At 62.1% G+C, this 19,676-nt stretch carries 24 protein-coding genes; 10 read left to right on the plus strand and 14 right to left on the minus strand.

The genetic code is table 11. From position 1 onward, the window contains the following. The first annotated feature begins 124 nt into the window (after positions 1-124). Positions 125-607, plus strand: a complete 483-nt coding sequence (locus EFR00_RS17070; protein ID WP_009992277.1) for an HIT family protein — start codon at positions 125-127, stop codon at positions 605-607. Between the two features lie 11 nt (positions 608-618). On the opposite strand, the gene EFR00_RS17075 is transcribed toward EFR00_RS17070, so the two are convergent. Together EFR00_RS17075 and EFR00_RS17080 are read right to left on the minus strand one after the other, a co-directional pair. After that, a complete protein-coding gene (locus EFR00_RS17075; RefSeq protein WP_077990960.1) occupies positions 619-1,095 on the minus strand; it encodes a GNAT family N-acetyltransferase in 477 nt (158 codons plus the stop codon). Beyond that, positions 1,095-1,736, minus strand: a complete 642-nt coding sequence (locus EFR00_RS17080) for a chloramphenicol phosphotransferase CPT family protein (protein ID WP_077990958.1) — start codon at positions 1,734-1,736, stop codon at positions 1,095-1,097. Before EFR00_RS17080 ends, EFR00_RS17075 begins: the two co-directional genes overlap by 1 nt. 141 nt (positions 1,737-1,877) lie before the next feature. Between EFR00_RS17080 and EFR00_RS17085 the strand changes: the two genes are divergently transcribed. The 6 genes from EFR00_RS17085 (at position 1,878) to EFR00_RS17110 (ending at position 6,087) form a co-directional block, all read left to right on the plus strand. After that, positions 1,878-2,258: a DUF983 domain-containing protein gene (locus tag EFR00_RS17085; RefSeq protein WP_077990953.1), complete on the plus strand. Its 381-nt coding sequence runs from the start codon at positions 1,878-1,880 to the stop codon at positions 2,256-2,258. Beyond that, on the plus strand, positions 2,251-3,006 hold the full coding sequence (locus EFR00_RS17090) for an SURF1 family protein (RefSeq protein ID WP_009991967.1): 756 nt from the start codon (positions 2,251-2,253) through the stop codon (positions 3,004-3,006). The genes EFR00_RS17085 and EFR00_RS17090 overlap by 8 nt, the downstream gene beginning before the upstream one ends. A gap of 138 nt (positions 3,007-3,144) precedes the next feature. Continuing rightward, the gene (gene ispH, locus EFR00_RS17095; RefSeq protein ID WP_039618273.1) at positions 3,145-4,146 is read left to right on the plus strand and encodes a 4-hydroxy-3-methylbut-2-enyl diphosphate reductase; all 1,002 of its coding nucleotides are present in this window, start codon (positions 3,145-3,147) and stop codon (positions 4,144-4,146) included. A 54-nt stretch (positions 4,147-4,200) separates the two neighbouring features. Then, the gene (locus tag EFR00_RS17100; protein ID WP_009994545.1) at positions 4,201-5,166 is read left to right on the plus strand and encodes a homoserine kinase; all 966 of its coding nucleotides are present in this window, start codon (positions 4,201-4,203) and stop codon (positions 5,164-5,166) included. After that, positions 5,163-5,618, plus strand: coding sequence for a ribonuclease HI (gene rnhA / locus EFR00_RS17105; RefSeq protein ID WP_009994544.1), 456 nt, complete (start codon positions 5,163-5,165; stop codon positions 5,616-5,618). Before EFR00_RS17100 ends, rnhA begins: the two co-directional genes overlap by 4 nt. A 238-nt stretch (positions 5,619-5,856) precedes the next feature. Continuing rightward, entirely contained in the window at positions 5,857-6,087 is a 231-nt protein-coding gene (locus EFR00_RS17110; RefSeq protein WP_125461962.1) for a hypothetical protein, read from the plus strand. A gap of 164 nt (positions 6,088-6,251) precedes the next feature. Here the strand turns inward: EFR00_RS17110 and EFR00_RS17115 are convergent, their stop codons facing one another. The 3 genes from EFR00_RS17115 to EFR00_RS17125 all read right to left on the minus strand — a co-directional run bounded on the left by EFR00_RS17115 (position 6,252) and on the right by EFR00_RS17125 (position 8,312). After that, positions 6,252-7,322: a zinc-binding metallopeptidase family protein gene (locus tag EFR00_RS17115; protein ID WP_009992170.1), complete on the minus strand. Its 1,071-nt coding sequence runs from the start codon at positions 7,320-7,322 to the stop codon at positions 6,252-6,254. A gap of 91 nt (positions 7,323-7,413) precedes the next feature. Further along, on the minus strand, positions 7,414-7,605 hold the full coding sequence (locus EFR00_RS17120; RefSeq protein WP_009992169.1) for a CsbD family protein: 192 nt from the start codon (positions 7,603-7,605) through the stop codon (positions 7,414-7,416). Between the two features lie 101 nt (positions 7,606-7,706). Next, positions 7,707-8,312 (minus strand): YqgE/AlgH family protein, encoded by a 606-nt coding sequence (locus EFR00_RS17125; RefSeq protein ID WP_038687330.1) that lies wholly within the window; start codon positions 8,310-8,312, stop codon positions 7,707-7,709. 141 nt (positions 8,313-8,453) lie between these two features. On the opposite strand from EFR00_RS17125, the gene EFR00_RS17130 reads away from it, so the two are divergent. Both EFR00_RS17130 and EFR00_RS17135 read left to right on the plus strand, forming a co-directional pair. Further along, positions 8,454-9,296 (plus strand): protein-disulfide reductase DsbD domain-containing protein, encoded by an 843-nt coding sequence (locus EFR00_RS17130; RefSeq protein WP_183739279.1) that lies wholly within the window; start codon positions 8,454-8,456, stop codon positions 9,294-9,296. An 83-nt stretch (positions 9,297-9,379) separates the two neighbouring features. Further along, complete coding sequence (locus EFR00_RS17135; RefSeq protein ID WP_009986679.1) at positions 9,380-9,865, plus strand: peroxiredoxin; 486 nt, start codon at positions 9,380-9,382, stop codon at positions 9,863-9,865. A 53-nt stretch (positions 9,866-9,918) separates the two neighbouring features. On the opposite strand, the gene pcaD is transcribed toward EFR00_RS17135, so the two are convergent. From pcaD to EFR00_RS17180, 9 genes are all read right to left on the minus strand, one after another. After that, on the minus strand, positions 9,919-10,707 hold the full coding sequence (gene pcaD, locus EFR00_RS17140) for a 3-oxoadipate enol-lactonase (protein WP_077991117.1): 789 nt from the start codon (positions 10,705-10,707) through the stop codon (positions 9,919-9,921). Between the two features lie 151 nt (positions 10,708-10,858). Next, complete coding sequence (locus tag EFR00_RS17145) at positions 10,859-12,193, minus strand: MFS transporter (RefSeq protein WP_077990946.1); 1,335 nt, start codon at positions 12,191-12,193, stop codon at positions 10,859-10,861. Between the two features lie 39 nt (positions 12,194-12,232). Then, entirely contained in the window at positions 12,233-13,021 is a 789-nt protein-coding gene (gene benD, locus EFR00_RS17150) for a benzoate diol dehydrogenase BenD (protein WP_077990944.1), read from the minus strand. Then, complete coding sequence (gene benC, locus EFR00_RS17155; RefSeq protein WP_077990941.1) at positions 13,018-14,043, minus strand: benzoate 1,2-dioxygenase electron transfer component BenC; 1,026 nt, start codon at positions 14,041-14,043, stop codon at positions 13,018-13,020. Before benC ends, benD begins: the two co-directional genes overlap by 4 nt. Before the next feature lie 37 nt (positions 14,044-14,080). Then, positions 14,081-14,569 carry a benzoate 1,2-dioxygenase small subunit gene (gene benB / locus EFR00_RS17160; protein WP_009997079.1) on the minus strand — a complete coding sequence of 163 codons (489 nt, stop codon included), beginning with the start codon at positions 14,567-14,569 and terminating at the stop codon, positions 14,081-14,083. Then, positions 14,566-15,924, minus strand: a complete 1,359-nt coding sequence (locus EFR00_RS17165) for a Rieske 2Fe-2S domain-containing protein (protein WP_009997080.1) — start codon at positions 15,922-15,924, stop codon at positions 14,566-14,568. Before EFR00_RS17165 ends, benB begins: the two co-directional genes overlap by 4 nt. A 106-nt stretch (positions 15,925-16,030) precedes the next feature. Continuing rightward, the gene (gene catA, locus EFR00_RS17170) at positions 16,031-16,969 is read right to left on the minus strand and encodes a catechol 1,2-dioxygenase (protein WP_077990939.1); all 939 of its coding nucleotides are present in this window, start codon (positions 16,967-16,969) and stop codon (positions 16,031-16,033) included. A 63-nt stretch (positions 16,970-17,032) separates the two neighbouring features. Continuing rightward, positions 17,033-17,323 (minus strand): muconolactone Delta-isomerase, encoded by a 291-nt coding sequence (gene catC, locus EFR00_RS17175; protein ID WP_009997083.1) that lies wholly within the window; start codon positions 17,321-17,323, stop codon positions 17,033-17,035. A gap of 11 nt (positions 17,324-17,334) precedes the next feature. Continuing rightward, positions 17,335-18,483, minus strand: coding sequence for a muconate/chloromuconate family cycloisomerase (locus EFR00_RS17180; RefSeq protein ID WP_077990937.1), 1,149 nt, complete (start codon positions 18,481-18,483; stop codon positions 17,335-17,337). Between the two features lie 98 nt (positions 18,484-18,581). Here EFR00_RS17180 and EFR00_RS17185 point away from each other — a divergent pair, with 98 nt between their 5' ends. Further along, complete coding sequence (locus EFR00_RS17185) at positions 18,582-19,520, plus strand: LysR family transcriptional regulator (RefSeq protein WP_009997087.1); 939 nt, start codon at positions 18,582-18,584, stop codon at positions 19,518-19,520. Positions 19,521-19,676 lie beyond the last annotated feature (156 nt).

The raw sequence follows: 19,676 nt of genomic DNA on the forward strand, positions 1-19,676 counted from the left end.
CGTACGATTGGCAGGAGGCGGACACTCATCCATTCTTTGTCATCGATAGAGCATTGGCATGATCCGGGAGAGGTCTTGAGTGCTCCATCTGCAAAATTCCTGAATTCATAGAGGAGTAGGCAATTTGCAGATCCCCGATCGTTTTCATGTTGTCGAGACGGATGGATGGCTGGTGAACCACCGGGTGAATTCCGCTCTTCCCGGTTATCTCATGATCAGTTCCAAGCTGGACACCAACGATCTTTCCGATCTGTCCGAAGCCGCATTAACGGAGCTTGGTCCATTGCTGGCGAAAGCTCAGGACGTACTGAAGCGGAAACTGGGAGCGCAACGCATTTATATCGGCCGGTTTGGACACTCTCCCGGCTATCCCATCCATTTTCATGTGATCCCGATCTATGCTTGGGTGGAGGAACTGTTCTGGAAAGACAGCCGCTATCGCGTGCTTCAGAATTTTGCGGACGGGCCGGGAGAAACCCCGACAGACGGCGCTGAGCTGACGCTGTTTGTCTGGCGCGAGTTTTGCGAGCGCGCGCTGCCGCCCCAGGTTGAAGGCCGATCCGTCACGCAGACCATTGAATTGCTGCGGGAAGCAATGCGAGCTTGATCGCCAAACGCCTACCGGCGCGGGAACGACGGATCGTCGCCGGATCCGCTGCCATGACGGGATGACTGAATGTCCTTCGCCATGAGCGGACTGCTTTTGCCGGCATCGACCATGACCCAGCCAAGCTTTTCGTAGAAAGGCACAGCATCCGGCGCCGCATGGACCTCCAGGCGGCAGAGGCCATGCCATGCCGACAGCCTCTCGACTTCGGACATCAAAATCCGCCCGAGCCCCTGTCTCTGATATTCCGGCATGATGGCGACAAGTCGCACGACACCGGACTGGCCGTTCGACAGGTCAAGGCGAACTGTGCCGAGTGCTATGCCATCCTTCCTCAGTAGAAGGGGTATATGGCTCGCGTCATGCTCATCCGGATGTTTGTCGTCGTAACCATCGAGGCCACGCAGTTCGAACAAGACGTGCCGCCGAATGGCATGATAGGCCAGCCAATCCTCGGCCTCTTTCACGGGCAGAAGTTCTACAGCCATCAGCGCCCGCCAGCGATTCTCTCGAAGGCTGAAGGTTCGGGGATGCCGAGATCGAGCCGGTGGCGGATCGCCTCGGCGCATTCCAGAGCGGTCAGCACCGACGTATCGACCTCGATGTCGTAAATGCCGGGCCGGTGCACTTCGTCCTGCCATCGCTGCACCGGTTCGGGGATCGGCACGTCGTCAGTGGCGCGCAGATACAGTGTCTCGCGGCCCCCCTCTGCAACCTCCCGCCGCTGCATGATTGTCTCGATCGGACAGCGCACGCCGACGAACAGCACGGAAAATCCTTCAAGGCGCCGGGCGCAATCGCCGAGAATGCCGAGCGGCTGTGAGTAGCTGTCGTGATGGCCGAGATCGGCGACCACGTTGAGGCCGAGCCCGGCATGGATGGCGATCGATTCATAGAGGGCGGCATAGAGGAATGGTATCAGCTCTTCCAACTCCGGCCGCTCGCCGCCGGGTCTGAGGCCGATGCCGGGCAAATAGCGCTTCGGCGTCATGGCATTGTAGCTGTCGACGCCGAGGTTGATCCACGGTCCCTCGAATTCCTCCTGGATTGCCCGGGCGATGCTGGATTTGCCGCTCCGCGGCGCACCGTTCAGGATGATGATCTGCCCGGCATGGCTGTCATGGGTCATCGTTCTTCTTCTTCTGTTTGGCGCGAATCGGTGAGGCGAAACCGCGCAGGCCTTTCCATTCGGGATGCGAATACATTATGGGAGAGTTAAGGCAGCATTGAACAAGCCGCGACCGCGAAGGCAACTGCGGGAAGGAATGGCATGAACGAGGACAGCGCTCATTTTCCCCCCGTCGATCCTGTTAAAACAGGTATCAAGGGCTGCTGCCCGCGCTGCGGTCAAGGCCAGCTGTTCGATGGCCTGCTCGGGGTAAAGCCGCGTTGCGCCTCCTGCGGCCTCGATTATTCCTTCGCCGATTCCGGCGACGGTCCTGCTGTCTTCGTCATCCTCATCGTCGGCTTTGTCATCATCGGCATGGTGCTCTGGCTGCAGGTGAATTACGGCCCGCCGATCTGGGTGCATATCCTGCTGTTCGGGCCGCTGACGATCATCCTGTCGCTGCTGACGCTGCGCTGGTTCAAGGGCATCCTGATCGCCATGCAATACCGCCACAATGCCCGCGAGGGACGCCTGAGTGACTGATATCGACCGCGCCGCCCCGCGCCGCCGGCTGCCTGTGATAACAGGCGTGCTGGTGCTGATTGCGCTCGCCATCCTGATCTCGCTCGGCACCTGGCAGGTGGAGCGTCTCCACTGGAAAGAGGGCCTGCTCGCCGATATCGCCGCGCGCCAGGCTGCCGCGCCCGTGCCGCTCGCCGATATCGAGGCAATCGCGGCATCCGGCGGCGACATCGAATACCGCAAGGTCACCGCTACCGGCCGCTATATCAACAACAAGGAGCGGCATTTCTTCGCCACCTGGCGCGGCCAGGCCGGCTTTTACGTCTACACCCCGCTCGAGCTTGCCGACGGCCGGGTCCTCTTCGTCAATCGCGGCTTCGTTCCCTATGAGAACAAGGAACCGGAAATGCGCATGCAGGGCCAGTTGACGGATCAGCAGACCGTCACCGGCCTGGCGCGGGCAAAACTTCCCGGCAAGCCCTCCTCGCTGGTGCCGGACAATGACGTCGCCAAGAACATCTTCTACTGGAAGGACCTCGACGTCATGGCCGACAGCGTCGGGCTGGAGAAGGGGCGTGTCATCCCCTTTTTCGTCGATGCCGATTCAGCGCCCAATCCGGCCGGCCTGCCGATCGGCGGCGTCACCCAGGTCGATCTGCCGAACGACCATCTGCAATATGCCTTCACCTGGTATGGCCTGGCCGCCGTGCTCGTCGTCGTGGTGGCGATCTCCTGGTTCCGCAAGCCGGGCAACAAACCCTCGCAATAGTATCGCTTCAATTCTCGACTATATTGGGCTAGACGTCGATTACGACCTCGCGGGACGTCGCTGTTGAAGCTGGACCTGGCCACGTTCTCCCTCATTCCTGTGACAGGTACAGGAATATGAATTCTTGACGGAAAAGACATGAATATTGCGGCGAAACCTCCCTTGACGATCAGGCTCTGCGGGCCGCGCGGCTTCTGCGCCGGCGTCGACCGCGCCATCCAGATCGTCGTGCTGGCGCTGAAATCCTATGGCGCTCCGGTCTATGTGCGCCACGAGATCGTCCACAATCGTTATGTCGTCGAGGGGCTGGAGGCCAAGGGCGCCGTCTTCGTCGAGGAACTGGACGAGATCCCGGCCGAGCATCGCGCCCAGCCGGTGGTCTTCTCCGCCCATGGCGTGCCGAAATCCGTGCCGGAGGATGCGGTTAGCCGAAACCTCTTCTATCTCGACGCCACCTGTCCGCTGGTTTCCAAGGTCCACAAGCAGGCGATGCGCCACAACCGCCTCGGCCGCCATGTCGTCCTGATCGGCCATGCCGGTCATCCTGAGGTGATCGGCACGATGGGACAGCTGCCGGAGGGCTCTGTCTCGCTGATCGAGACGATCGAGGATGCCGACGCCTACGCGCCCGCCGACCCGGACAATCTCGGCTATGTCACCCAGACGACGCTGTCGGTCGACGATACGGCCGGCGTCATCGCCCGCCTGCAGGAGCGTTTTCCCAAGCTCACAGCGCCGGCGGCCGATTCGATCTGTTATGCGACGACCAATCGCCAGGAAGTGGTGAAGCAGGCGGCCCCCGGCTGCGATCTCTTCATCATCGTCGGCGCGCCGAATTCCTCCAATTCCAAGCGTTTGGTCGAAGTGGCGCTGAGGGCAGGGGCGAAGAAATCGATCCTGGTGCAACGCGCCGCCGAACTCGACTGGGACGAGATCGGTGCGATCTCGACGCTCGGCCTTTCCGCCGGCGCTTCCGCGCCCGAGGTCATCGTCAACGAGATCATCGAGGCGTTCCGCGCCCGCTTCGACGCCCGTGTCGAACTGGCCGAAACGGTGCAGGAAACCGAGAATTTCCTGGTCAATCGCGAGCTGCGCAGCATCGAGCTGACGGCGGCCGACATGGCCTTCGTCAACGGCTAGGCCGAACCGCGGTCCGGCCCATCCACCATCCATAACGCGAAGACGAGACCTCACTTGGCAGTCTATACCGATATCGCCGAAGACGATCTGAAGTGGTTCCTGACCGACTATGATGCGGGAAGCCTGCTCTCCTACAAGGGCATCGCCGAAGGTGTGGAAAATTCCAACTTCCTGCTGCACACCTCCAAGGAGCCGCTGATCCTGACGCTTTACGAGAAGCGAGTGGAAAAGGCCGATCTGCCGTTCTTCCTCGGCCTGATGCAGCATCTTGCCGCCCGCGGCCTGTCCTGCCCGCTGCCGCTGCCGCGCCGCGACGGCGCGCTGCTCGGCTCACTCTCCGGCCGCCCGGCGGCGCTGATCTCCTTCCTCGAAGGCATGTGGCTGAGAAAGCCGGAGGCAAAGCATTGCCGCGAAGTCGGCCGGGCGCTCGCCCAAATGCATGTGGCGGGCGAGGGTTTCGAGCTGAAGCGGCCGAACGCGCTGTCGATCGACGGCTGGCGCACACTCTGGGAAAAATCCGCGGCGCGCGCCGACGAGGTCGAGCCCGGGCTGCAGGATGAAATCCGCAGCGAACTCGATTTCCTCGCCGCCGCCTGGCCAGCCGACCTGCCGGCCGGCGTCATCCATGCCGATCTTTTCCCCGACAACGTCTTCTTCCTCGGTGATGAGCTCTCGGGCCTGATCGATTTCTATTTCGCCTGCAACGACCTGCTCGCCTATGACGTCTCGATCTGCCTGAATGCCTGGTGCTTCGAGAAGGACTGCGCCTACAACATCACCAAGGGCACGGCGATGCTCGAGGGTTACCAGAGCGTGCGCCCCTTGAGCAGCGAAGAGATCGCCGCCTTGCCGGTGCTGTCGCGCGGTTCGGCGCTGCGCTTCTTCCTGACCCGGCTCTACGATTGGCTGACAACGCCGGAGGGCGCCATGGTCACCAAAAAGGACCCGCTCGAATATCTGCGCAAACTGCGCTTCCACCGCCAGATCGGCTCGGCCGCCGAATACGGGTTGAGCCTATGAAACACGTCGATATCTTCACCGACGGCGCATGCTCCGGCAATCCCGGTCCCGGCGGCTGGGGCGCGGTGCTGCGTTACGGCGACGTCGAAAAGGAGCTTTGCGGCGGCGAAGCAGACACGACCAACAACCGCATGGAACTCATGGCGGCGATCTCTGCCCTGCAGGCGCTGAAAACCCCTTGCGAGGTCGACCTTTATACCGACAGCGCCTATGTCAAGGACGGCATCTCCAAGTGGATTTTCGGCTGGAAGAAAAACGGCTGGAAGACATCGGACAAGAAGCCGGTGAAGAACGCCGAACTCTGGCAGGCGCTGGAAGAAGCCCGCAACCGCCACAAGGTGACGCTGCACTGGGTCAAGGGCCACGCCGGCCACCCGGAAAACGAACGTGCGGATGAACTTGCCCGCCGGGGCATGGAGCCGTTCAAGAAGGGTAAGGCGGTTTCGGTTTAGGGTGTGGCGGCGATTAGGGGGCTTACACCTGTGCCTGAAGGCTGCCCCTCACCCTAACCCTCTCCCCGTAAAAACGGGGCGAGGGGACGTGCCATACGAGACCTTGGCGAGGGACGGAGAGGTCGCGGCATATCCCCTTCTCCGCGCCCGCGGGGGTCCGAAGGACGGGTCGAGACCCGTGGCTCGACCCCAGTGGGGCCGGCAGGCGGATGAGGGTTGTTCTGTTCAGGAGGTGGATGTGTCATCTATTCCCACGACCATCGAATTGAGCTCAACGATAGATCGTATGGAGAACGTGTATCGTCGGCAGGACGAGGCAAGAGCACTTTTCGATGTCTATGAAAAGCTCTGTCAGCGTTTCGAACAGGATTTGGCGGACGAGCGCGATCTGTTACTTAGCAAGGCGGCAGCGCTGATGATGATTAAGTACTCGGTTGAGCAGACAGGGTCGCACCCGTCGCGCGGTTGAAGCAGGACACGGCGATGCCACGATTCCCCTTCGCCCAGCGGGGAGAAGATGCCGGCAGGCAGATGAGGGGGTGAGCGACGACAGGAGCGAGGCACTGAGCGCGAGCGAAGGGCAATGAATGGTGTGCCGTGCGGCCAGCGAAGTTCGTGCAGCATTTACCCCACCTATTGCCGCGCCACGACGGCGGCCCCCTGGATCAGCCGGTGCAGATATTCGAGCTTGGCCACAACAGGCGAGGAGAGCACGAAGGGATAGGCGTCGGGCTGGCCCATGCTGCGTTGGATGGCGTTGATCGCCAGGCTGAGCGGTACCCAGGCGCTGACCAGCTGCTCGGCGCTTTTTGCCCTGTAAGGGATGAAATCGACCTCGCCTGATATTTCCTCGTGGCCGCGCGGATCGATGGCGATGCCGAAGGCGCGCGCCGTCTCCAGCGTGTCGACAATATGGAGGTAGTGGGCGAAGCACTCGGCGAAATCTTCCCAGGGGTGGGATGCCGCATAGGCGCTGATGAAATTGTCCTGCCATCCCAGAGGCGGGCCGCCGGCATAGTGTCTTTGCAGTGCGGCCGCATAATCCTGCCGTTCGTCGCCGAAGACGGCGCGGAAATCAGCAAGGCCGTCGCGGTCGCGCACCAGCTTGTTCCAGATGAAGTGGCCCGCCTCGTGGCGGAAATGGCCAAGCAGCGTGCGATAGGGCTCCTTCATCGAGCTGCGCGCCTGTTCGCGCGTCGCATCGTCGGCTTCCGCGGCGCGGATGGTGATCAGGCCTTCCTCGTGGCCGGTCATGGCTGGCACGACATGGCCGTCATTCTGCAGCGAATCCTCGAGGAAATCGAAGACCAGACCGCCTTGCGGATCCTCGAGGCGGTCGGGGTGCGGCAGTTTCCAGCGCAGGAGCGAATAGAAGAGGTGGCGCTGCGCCTGGCCGATCCGCCGCCAGCGGCCAATGCCGTCCTCGGTATCGGTGTTCGGCACCAGCCGGTTATGGCGGCAGGCGGAGCAGAAGTCGCTGTCGCCCTCCACCAGCCAGTTGCAGATGTCGAGGCCGGCATTGGCGCAGAAGCGCACCTGCCGCTCGGGATCGGCAACAAGCTGCCAGACCGTCTCGTCGCCCGGCTCCAGCGCATGCATGGCGAGATCGCCGGGCAGAAACCCGAGACGATGGTTGCAGCGCACGCAGTGGCGGTTGTCGAAATGGACCACCTGATCGCAATTGTCGCAGGCGAAAAGCTTCATAGTCTTAATCTCAGCAAAGCAGCGGCGGATTAAAAATGCCCGCCGCGCGAAGGGCGCAGCAGGCATGGTTCATCAAGGATGCGCTTTCTGGTCAGAGCCGGTCGACGGCGCCCTTGAGCTTGCCCTTGACCTTGCCGGTTGCGACCTGCCCCTTGCCCTTGGCTTCCTGGACGGCGCCTTTGGCCTGCATGTCGCGATCATCGGCAGCCTTGCCGACCGCCTGCTTCGTCTTGCCGGCGATTTCGTTGGCCTTGCCTGAGATCTTGTCGCTGGTGCTACCCATGTAATATCTCCTTGTTGGCGTCGGACCTCTCGTCCGCGCGGGAAGGAAACGTCACTTGCAGCTATTCGTTCCAGCGACCGCCAGCCACGGCGCCACAGGCGTCAGGCGTGGCCGGCCTCGGCCGAAAGCATGGCGGCGGTCACGCCCATGCCGGCGAGCGCCCGCTCGTATTTGTCCTCGAGGCTGCGGTCGAAGATCAACTCCTCATTGGCCGGGCAAGTGAGCCAGCCATTGTTGGCGACCTCGTTTTCGAGCTGGCCGGCCCCCCAGGAGGAATAGCCGAGCAGCATCGTCGCGCGCTTCGGCCCGACGCCCTTGGAGATGGCGCGCACGATGTCGAGCGTCGCCGTCAGGCAGATGTCGTCGCTGACCGGGATCGAGGAGTCGCTGGAATAATCGTCCGAATGCAGCACGAAGCCGCGGCCGCTTTCCACCGGGCCGCCTGTCTGGATCGGGAAGTCACGGGCGCGCTGCGGCAGCACGATCGGCTCTTCCTGCTTGATCATGTCGAGATGCAGCAGCACGTCGGTGAAGGTGAGGCTCTGCGGCCGGTTGATGACGAAGCCCATGGCGCCTGCATCCGAATGCGCGCAGATGTAAATCACGGTGCGCGCAAAATTGCGGTCCTCCATGCCGGGCATGGCGATGAGGAACTGGCCATCGAAGAAGCCACGTTCCCGTCTGTTCTTCAGCGTCGATAAGGACATCGTTCCTCCTGCCGCCAGACCGCAAAAAGGCCCCGACAAGAGAAAGATGGGCCAATGTCACCAATCAATCAACTGAAAATGAAGATTATGTGGCCGTCCGCTTCTGGCGACCAAACGACACTTTCTGTAAACCTTTGTTCCATGATGATTATTTGTTTGGCACCCCGCCAGCTTTTCATGGCGGCCATTTCACTGGCCGCGACCTTCGCCCCCTGTTGTTCCGCCCGGGCGGAGATGAGCGCCTGGGCCGAGGCCGAAGGCGGCCGCATGCGCCTCGTGGCGCTGGCGCCCGATGCCGGCGGCAAAATCCGCGCCGGCCTGCAGATCGAACCGAAACCCGGCTGGATCACCTATTGGCGCGAGCCCGGCAACAGCGGCATTCCGCCTCAAGTCACCATCGCACCGGCAAACGGCGTCACGCTTGAAACCATCGCCTATCCGGTTCCGAAGCATTTCTTCAAAGGCGCCATCGAGGATATCGCCTATGACGCGCCGGTGACACTGCCGCTGTCGCTGATGGCGGCCGGCAAAGGTCCGGTCGCGATCGACGCGACTGTTTTCATCGGCATCTGCAGGGATATCTGCATTCCCTTCCAGGCAAATCTGGCGGTGACGCTCGGTCCCGCCATCCAGTCGCATCCGCAGGAGGAGGCGATCCTTGCGGCCGCCGATGCGGCGCTGCCGAAGCCGCCTTCGGCCGATTTCAAGGTCACGGCGCATGCGGTCTCGCCGGACAGGAAGACGTTGTCGCTGACGCTCAGGCTGCCGGGCGGGGGAAGCGGCGGCGTCCCCGATATCATCGTCACCGGCCCGAGCGGCTATGCCTACACCAAGCAGATCGGCGGCAAACGCGACGGCGCCACCTTCAAGACCGACATTGCAATCGGCAAGCTGCCGAAGGATTATGATCTATCGGGCAAGCGCTGGAGCGTGCTGGTCATCGATGGCGGCAAGGCGATGGAAACCACGCTTGCCTTCGACTGAGCGGCACCTATAGTCGCCTGCGATCTTCTCGCGGCGCCCGCCAAGCCGGCATCCGCCGCAAACCAGAACAAAGGAGAAAACCCATGACCATCGCGATCGGCGACAAGCTTCCTGCCGCCACCTTCAAGGAAAAGACTGCCGACGGCCCGGTCGAAATCACCACCGATCAGCTCTTTGCCGGTAAGCGCGTCGTGCTCTTTGCCGTGCCGGGCGCCTTTACGCCCACCTGCTCGCTGAACCATCTGCCGGGTTATCTCGAAAACCGCGACACCATCCTCGGCAAGGGCGTCGACGACATTGCCGTCCTCGCCGTCAATGACTGGCATGTCATGGGCGCCTGGGCGCAATCCTCCGGCGGCCTCGGCAAGATCCACTTCCTCGCCGATTGGGACGCCGGCTTCACCAAGGCCGTCGGCCTCGAAGCCGATCTCTCCGCCGGCGGCCTCGGCCTTCGCTCCAAGCGCTATTCGATGCTGGTGGAAGATGGCGTCGTGAAGGCCCTCAACGTCGAGGAAAGCCCCGGCCAGGCCATCGTCTCGGGTGCTGCCGCGATGCTGGAACTGCTTTGAGTTTTCATTGCTGACAGTAAAAGGGGCGGCCGGTCGGCCGCCTTTCCGAGTTGTCAATCGTCGAGAAACTCGCTCAGCGCAGCATTGAACGCCGATGCCGACTCGACATTGACGATATGCCGCCCCGGCAATGACAGATGACGACCCTGCCGCACACGAACGGCGATGCTCTCCAAATCGGACGGCGGACATACCGGATCTTCTTTTCCGGAGACGGCAAGCAGGGGGTTGGTGATCCGCGTGATTTCTTCCCGCAAATCCGTGGTTGCCAGAGCCGCGCAACCGCCGATATAGCCCTGGACCGTTGTCGCGGTGAAACGATAGAGAATGTCTCGCACGATGCCAGGTTGGCCAGCGTTGAACGCCGGCGTGAACCAGCGTTCTGCCGTGGCCGCGGTAAGCCCGCCAAGGCCGTTTTCCTGCACGGCCTCCATACGCGCGACCCAGCTTTCGGCGGTGCCGATCCTGGCGGAGGTCGCACACACAACGATCTTGCCCAGACGTTGTCCGGCATGAATGCCCAGCCATTGCCCGGTCAGGCCGCCGATGGACAGGCCGCAGAAATGCGTCCGCTCTATCTCCAGCGCATCGAGCAGCGAAAGGACATCCTTGCCGAAGTCTGACAGCGCATAAGGCGGTGGCGGCGCCGACGAGCGACCGTGGCCGCGGCGGTCATAACGCAGCACGCGGTGGTGCTGTGACAATGCGGCTGCCTGTGCATCCCACATGTGCAGATCGGTTCCAAGCGAATTGCAGAACATGAGCCACGGCTTGCCGGCCGCACTCCTGTCACCGTCGATGCGATAGTGCAGGCGGTGGCTGGCGAGATCGAGATAGGGCATGGCTTGACGACTTTCGGTTTTTAGAAGTGTCTGGAGGTAATTTCCCGACGATCCGGCCGAACCTCCTATCCAGGCGTCGGCGCAGTTGCGACGCGAAGGCGCCGGCGGCCACATCGGGATGGCCGTCGGCGGAAGCATGCGTTCCGCACTCTTATGCGGCAGCCAGCACGACGGCGCCGGCGCGGCGGGCGTTGCTGATCGCGAAGATCAGCATGGCGAGCGCCGAGACCGCCGCGGGGATCGCGAAGATCAGGAAGTTCTGCTGCAGCGGCAGCTGTTGTGCCAGAAGCACGCCGCCGAGGGTCGGGCCGACGATGGCGCCGATACGGCCCACGCCGGACGCCCAGCCCAGCCCCGTCGAACGGACGGAGAGGTTATAGAGCTGCGCGACGCTCGCATAAAGCAGGATCTGCGTGCCGATGGTGGTGGCGCCGGCGATGAAGATCGCCAGGAACAGCAGCCCGGCAGGCAGATTGAAACCAATCAGCGCGATCGACAGGGCCGCCGCCACGAAGAAGCCGACGACGACCTTCGGAAGGCCGAAACGGTCGCCCAGCCAACCGCCGGCGATGGCGCCGACCATGCCGCCGAAGTTGAGTGAGAAGAGGCTGACAAGGCTCGCTCTTTCGGCATAGCCGGCTTCCTGCAGCACTTTCGGCAGCCAGGACGACAGCAGATAGACAAGCAGCAGGCAGCAGAAGAAGGCCACCCAGAGCATGAGCGTGCGCAACGTGCGCTGGTGGCGGAACAGTTCGGCGACCGATGCGGACGCGCCCTTGGTTTCGGTGAAGACCAGCATGTCGTCTTTGCCGAGGCGCGCCGACGGATCGATCTTCGCATAGATCCGTCTGGCTTTCTCCTGCTGGCCCTGGCGGATCAGAAAGCCAAGGGATTCGGGCAGCTTCCAGAGCACCAGCGGCAGCATCAGCAACGGCAGGGCGGCGACGAAGAACATCGGCTGCCAGCCATATTGCGGGATCATGCCGATGCCTAGCCCTGCGGCAACAATGCCGCCGACGGAATAACCGGAGAACATCAGCGCCACGATGGTGCTGCGGAGCCGCTTAGGGGCATATTCGTTCATCAGCGCTACCGCATTGGGCATCAGTCCGCCGCAGCCGAGACCGGCGACGAAGCGAAAGATTTTGAACTGGTCGGGCGAACTGGCAAAACCGGTCAGAAGGGTGGAAAGGGTGAAAAGCACGAAGCTGATCGCAATGCCCTTCTTGCGTCCGATCCTGTCGGCCAGGGAGCCGAAAGCGAGGGCTCCGAACATCATCCCGAACAGCGCCCAGGCCTGCAGCGCACCGGCCTGCGGTTTGGTCAGGCCCCATTCCGCAATCAGCGTCGGCAGCACGGTGCCGGCCACGAAGACGTCATAACCGTCGACGATCAGCAGCAGCGCGCAGAGCGCCACCACCGACCACTGAAATCTTCCGAATGGATTGTTGTCTATCGCTTCATTCACATCGATCGTGCGCATCATGGCTCCTCCCTGAGTTTTAACGCAGTCAGTATTGAGATGTCAGCCGGTATCGCCCCCGGCCACGGGCAGTACGCTGCCGGTGATGTAGGACGCTTCGTCCGAGGCGAGGAACGGGATCGGCGCCACCTGTTCCTCGATGGTCGCGTACCGCTTCATGAGACTGGATTGCTTCACCTGGCAGACGACTTCGGCCATCCAGGCCTTCTCCGCATCCGTATCGCCCGCGCCATTGCGCGGAATCCGACGCGCAGGCGCTTCCGTGCCGCCCGGTGCGGTGGCGACGACGCGGATGTTGCGCTCAGCCAGTTCCATGGCAAGCGACTGGGTGATGGCGTTCACGCCGCCTTTGGCCGCCGAATAAGGCACGCGATGGATGCCGCGCGTTGCATTCGAGGATATGTTGACGATGGTGCCGCCGCCCCGTGCGAAGAGATGCGGCAGGACGGCATGGCAGCAATAGAGCGTCGGCATCAGCGAGCGGCGGATCTCCGCGTCGATCTGCTGCGCTTCGAATTCCGCGAAGGGGCGCATGCGGATGGCGCCGCCGACATTGTTGATCAGGATATCGATGCCGCCGAAGCGTTGCTCGGCGAAGCGCATCGCGGAAACCGCGCCGTCATAGGTCTCCAGATCGGCATTGAAGGCGGCAGTTTCGGCGGCGCCGGCTTCGGCTGCGATCTCCGCCACGAAATCGGCGCGGTCGACGAACAGCACCTTGCCGCCCTCCTTCGCGGCACGGACGGCCACGGCACGGCCGATGCCCTGCGCGGCGCCGGTAACGACCAGCACCTTGCCGTCAAACCGACCGGTAACGCGCGGCGCGCTCATGCTGCCTCCTTCGCCGCCGCATTGGGCGTGAATTTTTCGTATTGGAAGCTGTTGGGCTTCACGCCGTTGGCGTCGAAATGTTTGCGCACCGCATCGACCATCGGCGGGGGACCGCAGAGATAGACGTCGATATCGCCGTCATGAAGCAGCTTGGCCGGCATATGTTGCGTAACCCATCCCTTACGCGGATGGCTCGAGGCCTCCTCGGCCACCACCGTGGTGAAGCTGAAGTTGGGCAGGCGCGCGGCATAGGCCTCGATCTCGTCGACGAGAACCAGATCGAGATCGCGCGTCACGCCGTAGATCAAATGGATTTCCTGCTCCGATCCTGCGCGGGCAAGAACCTCGAGCATCGAGAGGAACGGCGCAAGACCGGTGCCTCCGGCCAAAAACAGAAGCGGCCGCTCGACAATGCGCAGATAAAAGCTGCCCAGGGGCCCGGTCAGATTGAGCCTGTCACCGGGCTGGGCCTTGGCAAGCCAGCTGCTCATCAATCCACCCGGGATTTTCTTGATCAGGAAGCCGATGCGTTGCTCGCCCGGCGCTGTGCTGAACGAATAGGAACGGCTCCGGCCGCTGCCCGGCACGTCGATATTGACATACTGGCCGGGCAGGAAGGAGGGAGCGGCCTCTGCGTCCACATCCAGTTCCAATACGATCGCCGCATCCTTGTGCGGCACGACAGCCGCCACCGTGGCGGTGAATTTCTGTTGCCCGGTCTTGCAGGCGGTTGATGTCGTCGGCACCGCTATGACGCAGTCGGATGAGGGCCTCATCTGGCAGGTCAGCACCAGCCCGGCCTCTGCCTCGTCGGCGGTAAGCGCGTCATCGATAAAATCATCGCCGAGATCGTAGGAGCCGCTTTCGGCGCGACACTTGCAGGTGCCGCAGACGCCGTCGGAACAGTCCATCGGCAGGTTGATCTTGGCGCGATAGGCCGCGTCGAGAACCTTCTCGCCGCTCTTGCACCCGATGAAACGGGTTACGCCGTCTTCAAAATTCAATGCGATCTTGTAGCACATGACTCCTCCTCAAGGTCTCGGCTGCGCGCGCCGGCCTTCAGATGTGGTAGACGTCGATGACCTGGCGGATGTAGTCGTTCTTCAGCACGATTTTCTTCTTTGCGATCAGAAGGTTGTCACCGTGCTTGCGCAGAGTGACGAACATTGTGCCGAAGAACTGGTCGGTGACCTTGTAGCGGTGGTTCAGCGTGTGGAAGTTGTAGCGCACGTCCACTTCCCCGCTCCGATCCGCCAGTACCTCGACATTGGTCACGTTGTGGCTGGTTCGAGGCTCGGGGGTCGACGCGCCAGACCGCTCGGTCTTGATCCGAAACACGCGGTCTTCCAGGCCGTCGCGGTTCGGGTAGTAGATCAGCGAAATCTGCGACTGAGGGTCTTCGGTAATCCGATCGTCGTCATCCCAGGCCGGCATCCAGTAGGTCACGTCGGGTGCATAGCAGGTCAGCCATTCGTCCCACTCGCGATCGTCCAGGAGACGCGCTTCCCGATAAAGGAACGCGCAGATGGCGTCATGGGAAATGCTCATGGGACAACTCCGTTCTTTTCGGCGGACAGTGCCTGGCGCATCACCCTGGCCCAGTATTCGTGCTGGCGAACGAACAGGCCCTCGTCCTCGCTGCGCTCGCCCGACAGCAGCGGTGCGATGCCCATCTGCTTCGCGTTTTCGTCAGGACCATCGATCCAGAGCGGCGCACCCCGCGACAGGTCGTTCCAGAGCGCTGCTGTGCCTGCATATCCGGACTGGCAGGCGCGGAATTCTTCCAGGTCGTCGGCCGTGCCCATGCCGGACACGTTGAAGAAATCCTCGTATTGGCGGATGCGGAGCCGGCGATCGGCCTCGCTTTCGCCCTTCGGCGCGAAGCAGAAGATATTGATTTCGGTCTTGTCGACGCTGATCGGGCGGGTCACGCGGATCTGCGTGCTGAACTGGTCCATCAGGAACACATTCGGGTAGAGGCAGAGGTTGCGGGTCTGGTTGACGATGAAGTTTGCCTTCTCGGCGCCGACGCGGGCTGCGATCTCGTCTTTCTGGTCGTAGATAGGACGCACTTCGGGGTTCATCGTGTTGGTCCACAACAGGATGTGGCCGTTCTCGAAACCATAGACGCCGGCAATCGATTTGCTCCAGCTGTTGGCGTCGACCGCCTTCGTGCCCTCTTCCTTGCGCCGCCCCATTGTTGCGGCGTAGTTCCAGTGCACGGAACTGACGTGATAGCCGTCGCAGCCGTTTTCCATCTGCAGCTTCCAGTTTCCGTCGTAGATGTAGGACGAATTGCCCCGCAGCACTTCAAGCCCGTCCGGCGCCTGGTCGACGATCTGGTCGATGATGACCTTCGTCTCGCCGAGATAGTCCGCGAGCGTCGCGACCTCATCATTCAGGCTGCCGAACAGAAAGCCCCGATAATTCTCGAACCGGGGAACGCGCTTCAGGTCGTGCGAACCGTTCTGCGCGAACTGAGGCGGATACTGGGTGGTCTTCTCGTCCTTGACCTTGAGCAGCTTGCCGGTGTTGGAAAAGGTCCAGCCGTGGAAGGGGCAGGTGAAGCTGCCCTTGTTGCCGTGCTTGCGGCGGCACAGCATCGCGCCGCGGTGGGCGCAGGCGTTGATGACCGCGTGCAGCTCGCCGTTTTTGTCGCGAGTGATGACGACCGGCTGACGGCCGATATAGGTCGTGTAATAATCGTTGTGTTCCGGAATCTGACTCTCATGGGCCAGATAAACCCAATTGCCTTCGAAGATATGTTTTATCTCCAGCTCGAAGAGGTCTTCGTCGGTGAAGATGTCCCGGCGGCAACGGAACAGGCCGGCCTCCTTGTCGTCCTGCACGGCAGTGGCAAGCAGATGATCGAGGTCTCTTGCTTTGTCGATGATCGCAGACATGGTTTTTCTCCCGCAAAGTGCGCAATAACCGGCGCAACCTTTGCAACAGTGTCGATGATGACGATGATATGCGGGCTGGCGGCTATTCAGCCGCCCTCCTTGCCGTTTACGCGGCGGCGCGTTTGCGCTGTTCGTTGATCTGGTTGTCGATGCCGTCCACCAGTGCGGTCAGATGGATGTCGAACGTGATCTCGGCGAATGGGCCGCTCAAACCATTGGCCTTGATGCTGGCCTCGTCGCTGCGCTCGATCAGGGCCGGAACCAGGCCGTCTCGCGTCGCATAGGCAAAATCGTCGTTGACCAGCGGATCGCCTTCGATGTTGATCTGGGTCGTCAGCTTGCGATGGCCGTCGGCGCTGATGAAGAGATGGATATGCGCCGGCCGCTGGCCGTGGCGCCCGAGGGCGGAAAGCAGCTGTTCCGTCGGGCTGCCCGGCGGCACGCCATAGCCGTGCGGCACGATGCTCTGGAATTTGTAACAGCCCTGTTCGTCAGTCACGATCGTGCGGCGCATGTTGAACGGCGCCTGCTTGCCGGTCGGGTCGAAATGCGAATAGAAACCGCGGGTGTCGCAATGCCAGACTTCGACAGTCGCACCCGGCTGCGGCTTGCCGTCAGAACCATAGACGGTGCCGTGCATGATCAGTGTGTGACCATTGGCGTCGGTGCCGTCATCGAGACGGGCAAAGCCGTGACAGACCGGTGCGCCGGCCACATAGAGCGGACCCTCGATCGTGCGCGGCGTCGGATTTTCGATGCCCAGCGCCTCATCGATCGCATCGAGGCGTTCGTCTAGGAAATGATCGAGACCGAGACCGGGCGAGATCAGGCCGGCCTGGCCGGCGGCGCCGATCTCATTGAGCCAGGCAATGCCGCTCCAATATTCGTCGGGGGTGATATCGAGATCGTCGATCGCCTTGAACAGGTCGGACATGATCCGATGGACGATCAGTTTGACGCGCGGATTGCCGCCGTCCTTGTCGAGGCCGCTGAGGACACTCAGAAAGTCCTGAATGTCGGGCCTGCCGAAAATCTTCACGCTCATTTTTTCCTCCTCTTGGATTGCTCAGAAAGTCGATGCGGCTTCCGTCCCGCGCCGAACATGGCGCTAGGTGTCGTCCTCGCGGATCGCCGAGGGATGCCGCAGCAGCGGCGTCACTTCGATGTCCATGAACTTGAACAACGGCAGCCCCGACAGGATCTCGTGCAGCTCCGTATTGTCCGTCACGTCGAAGATGCTGTAGTTCGCGTATTCACCGGCAATGCGCCAGATATGTCGCCATTTGCGGCTGCGCTGCAGCTCATGCGAATAGGTCTTTTCCCGAGCGATGATCTCCGCCGCCTCCGCCGAGGGTAGATCATGGGGAATCTTCACATCCATCCTTACATGGAAAAGCATCATCGCCTCCCTTATCCGGCAATGCTGATCGTCTTGCGCACTCTGCCCCGAACAAAGAACGCCATGCGATCCTCGTCCAGTTCGATCCCCAGTCCCGGTCCGTTGGGAATGGTCAGTTCGAAATCGCTGTAATCCAAAGGCGTGGCGAGGATCTCTTCGGTCAGCAGCAGCGGGCCGAAAAACTCCGTGCCCCATTGCAGATCCTTCACGCCGGCCATCAACTGCGCAGCAGCGATCGTGCCGATCGGCCCTTCGAGCATGGTGCCGCCATAGATGCCGATGCCGGCCGTCTCGGCGATGGCGACGACCTTGGCGGCGGCGAACAAGCCGCCTGCCTGCTCGATCTTGATCGAGAACACGTCGGCTGCGTGCGCCGTCACCGCTTCGAGTGCGCTTTCGGGACCGACGAGCACTTCATCGGCCATCATGGCGATCGGCGACCCGCGCGTCAGCCGGGCAAGCGGCGCCACACCGCACACCGGCTGCTCCACCAAGACGCAGCCCGCATCGGTGAGTGCCGCAATCGCATTGCGCGCCTCGCGTTCCCGCCAGGCCATGTTCACGTCCACACGAACCGAGGCCATGTCCGGCAGCGCCTTGCGGATGGCCGCCACGTGGCGGATATCCTCCTTGATCGACTTGACGCCGATCTTCAGCTTGAAGTCCTTGTGGCGGCGCCGGTCGAGCAGCGCCTGCGCCTCTTCGATATCCTTTGCGGTATCGCCGGACGCGAGCGTCCAGGCAACCGGCAGTTTCTCGCGACGCCGGCCGCCGAGCAGCTCCGACATCGACACGCCGAGGCGGCGGGCCTGGCAATCCAGCAACGCGGATTCAACGGCGCATTTGGCAAAGTGATTGCCCTTTACCGCCTTCCGAACGAGATCCATCGTCGCCTGTACGCGCGTCGGGTCGCGGCCGAGAAGCAGCGGCGCGATATATTCGTCGATGGTGAGCTTCATGCCTTCCGGGCTCTCCGGCCCGTAGGCGAGACCGCCGATGGTCGTGCCTTCACCGAGGCCATCGATCCCATCGGAGCAGCGAACACGCACGATCGTCATGCTCTGGCGGCTCATGGTGACCATTGAGAGCGTGTGCGGCCGGATGGTCGGCAGATCGAGTATAGTAGCCTCGATGGAAACGATCCGAATTTCCGCGCGCACTGCACTTCCTCCCTTAATTTGCAGGAAGGCTAGCCCTCGTTTAGGGTAAGGTCCAAGACTATATAGGTCGAACTCTATACCTGGGAGGTATAATAGGAATGGAGCTGCGCCAACTCCGCTATTTCGTGGCGGTCGCCACCGAGCGCAATTTCTCGCGCGCCGCGGAAATTCTCCACATCGCCCAGCCGCCGCTCAGCCGGCAGATCCAACAGCTGGAGGAGGAGCTCGGCGTAAGCCTGATCGACAGGTCCAGGCGGCCGCTGAGCTTGACGGAGGCGGGACGGTTCTTCTTCGACCAGACCTCGCAGATCATCGCTCGGCTCGAGCATATCCGTGATCAGACCCGGAGAATAGGAAAGGATCAGCGCGAACGGTTCGTCATCGGCTGCGTCGGCTCCACCCTCTATGGAGGCATGCCGGACCTCGTCAGGCGCATGCGGCAGCGCTGGCCCGACCTCGATATCGAGATCCGGGAAATGATGTCGACGGAACAGGTGACTGCGCTCAAGGAACGACGCATCGATCTGGGTTTCGGCAGGGTGCGTTTCAACGACAGGGAAGTCGAACGGCTGACGCTCCGAGAGGAGCGGCTTGTCGTCGCCTTTCCGAAGAACCATGCCAAATCCATCGCCAAGGAGCCTATCGCGCTTTCCGAGTTGGAGGGGGAATCCCTGATCATCTATCCCTCGACGCCCCGGCCAAGCTTTGCGGACGAGACGCTGAACCTGCTTGGCGAGATCAACGTCAATCCCGGACATGTCGAGGAGGTTCGCGAAATCCAGACGGCGCTGGGCATGGTCGCTGCGGGCGCCGGCCTCTGCATCATCCCCGCGGCCTCGCAGCGCCAGCGGCCGGACGATGTCTGCTATCGCATGATTGCCGACGAGAGAGCGACCTCACCCATCATCATGAGCTATCGCCGTGACGAAGCCGGCGGTCGGATCGAATCGATAAAGCTGCTTATCCGCGAAATGTATGCCGACAATCCACCCTGGCTCCAACTCTCCAATGTCCATCTGGATGCGCTCGAGAGTTGACGCAGGCCCGCCGGATGTGCCTCGTTCGCTCCCTTGAGGATGCATCGCGCTCAGGCTGACCCCGACCGGCATCCTAAGTGGAGCGCACGCCCGACGGCGAGTTTGCCAGAAACGCACCCCCAGTCTCCGTCATCCCAGGCCTCCGAGCCTGGGATC

The sequence above is a fragment of the Rhizobium sophoriradicis genome (assembly GCF_003939025.1).
In the GTDB taxonomy this organism is placed as follows: domain Bacteria; phylum Pseudomonadota; class Alphaproteobacteria; order Rhizobiales; family Rhizobiaceae; genus Rhizobium; species Rhizobium sophoriradicis.

Bases quoted from the DNA above. Each gene is read 5' to 3' on its own strand.
- EFR00_RS17185 (WP_009997087.1), top strand. From the start codon at position 18,582: ATGGAGCTGCGCCAACTCCGCTATTTCGTGGCGGTCGCCACCGAGCGC.
- EFR00_RS17165 (WP_009997080.1), bottom strand. From the start codon at position 15,924: ATGTCTGCGATCATCGACAAAGCAAGAGACCTCGATCATCTGCTTGCC.
- benB (WP_009997079.1), bottom strand. From the start codon at position 14,569: ATGAGCATTTCCCATGACGCCATCTGCGCGTTCCTTTATCGGGAAGCG.
- catA (WP_077990939.1), bottom strand. From the start codon at position 16,969: ATGAGCGTGAAGATTTTCGGCAGGCCCGACATTCAGGACTTTCTGAGT.
- EFR00_RS17115 (WP_009992170.1), bottom strand. From the start codon at position 7,322: ATGAAGCTTTTCGCCTGCGACAATTGCGATCAGGTGGTCCATTTCGAC.
- EFR00_RS17075 (WP_077990960.1), bottom strand. From the start codon at position 1,095: ATGGCTGTAGAACTTCTGCCCGTGAAAGAGGCCGAGGATTGGCTGGCC.
- ispH (WP_039618273.1), top strand. From the start codon at position 3,145: ATGAATATTGCGGCGAAACCTCCCTTGACGATCAGGCTCTGCGGGCCG.
- rnhA (WP_009994544.1), top strand. From the start codon at position 5,163: ATGAAACACGTCGATATCTTCACCGACGGCGCATGCTCCGGCAATCCC.
- EFR00_RS17130 (WP_183739279.1), top strand. From the start codon at position 8,454: ATGATGATTATTTGTTTGGCACCCCGCCAGCTTTTCATGGCGGCCATT.
- EFR00_RS17145 (WP_077990946.1), bottom strand. From the start codon at position 12,193: ATGATGCGCACGATCGATGTGAATGAAGCGATAGACAACAATCCATTC.
- benC (WP_077990941.1), bottom strand. From the start codon at position 14,043: ATGTGCTACAAGATCGCATTGAATTTTGAAGACGGCGTAACCCGTTTC.
- EFR00_RS17085 (WP_077990953.1), top strand. From the start codon at position 1,878: ATGAACGAGGACAGCGCTCATTTTCCCCCCGTCGATCCTGTTAAAACA.
- pcaD (WP_077991117.1), bottom strand. From the start codon at position 10,707: ATGCCCTATCTCGATCTCGCCAGCCACCGCCTGCACTATCGCATCGAC.
- benD (WP_077990944.1), bottom strand. From the start codon at position 13,021: ATGAGCGCGCCGCGCGTTACCGGTCGGTTTGACGGCAAGGTGCTGGTC.
- catC (WP_009997083.1), bottom strand. From the start codon at position 17,323: ATGCTTTTCCATGTAAGGATGGATGTGAAGATTCCCCATGATCTACCC.
- EFR00_RS17135 (WP_009986679.1), top strand. From the start codon at position 9,380: ATGACCATCGCGATCGGCGACAAGCTTCCTGCCGCCACCTTCAAGGAA.
- EFR00_RS17080 (WP_077990958.1), bottom strand. From the start codon at position 1,736: ATGACCCATGACAGCCATGCCGGGCAGATCATCATCCTGAACGGTGCG.
- EFR00_RS17120 (WP_009992169.1), bottom strand. From the start codon at position 7,605: ATGGGTAGCACCAGCGACAAGATCTCAGGCAAGGCCAACGAAATCGCC.
- EFR00_RS17125 (WP_038687330.1), bottom strand. From the start codon at position 8,312: ATGTCCTTATCGACGCTGAAGAACAGACGGGAACGTGGCTTCTTCGAT.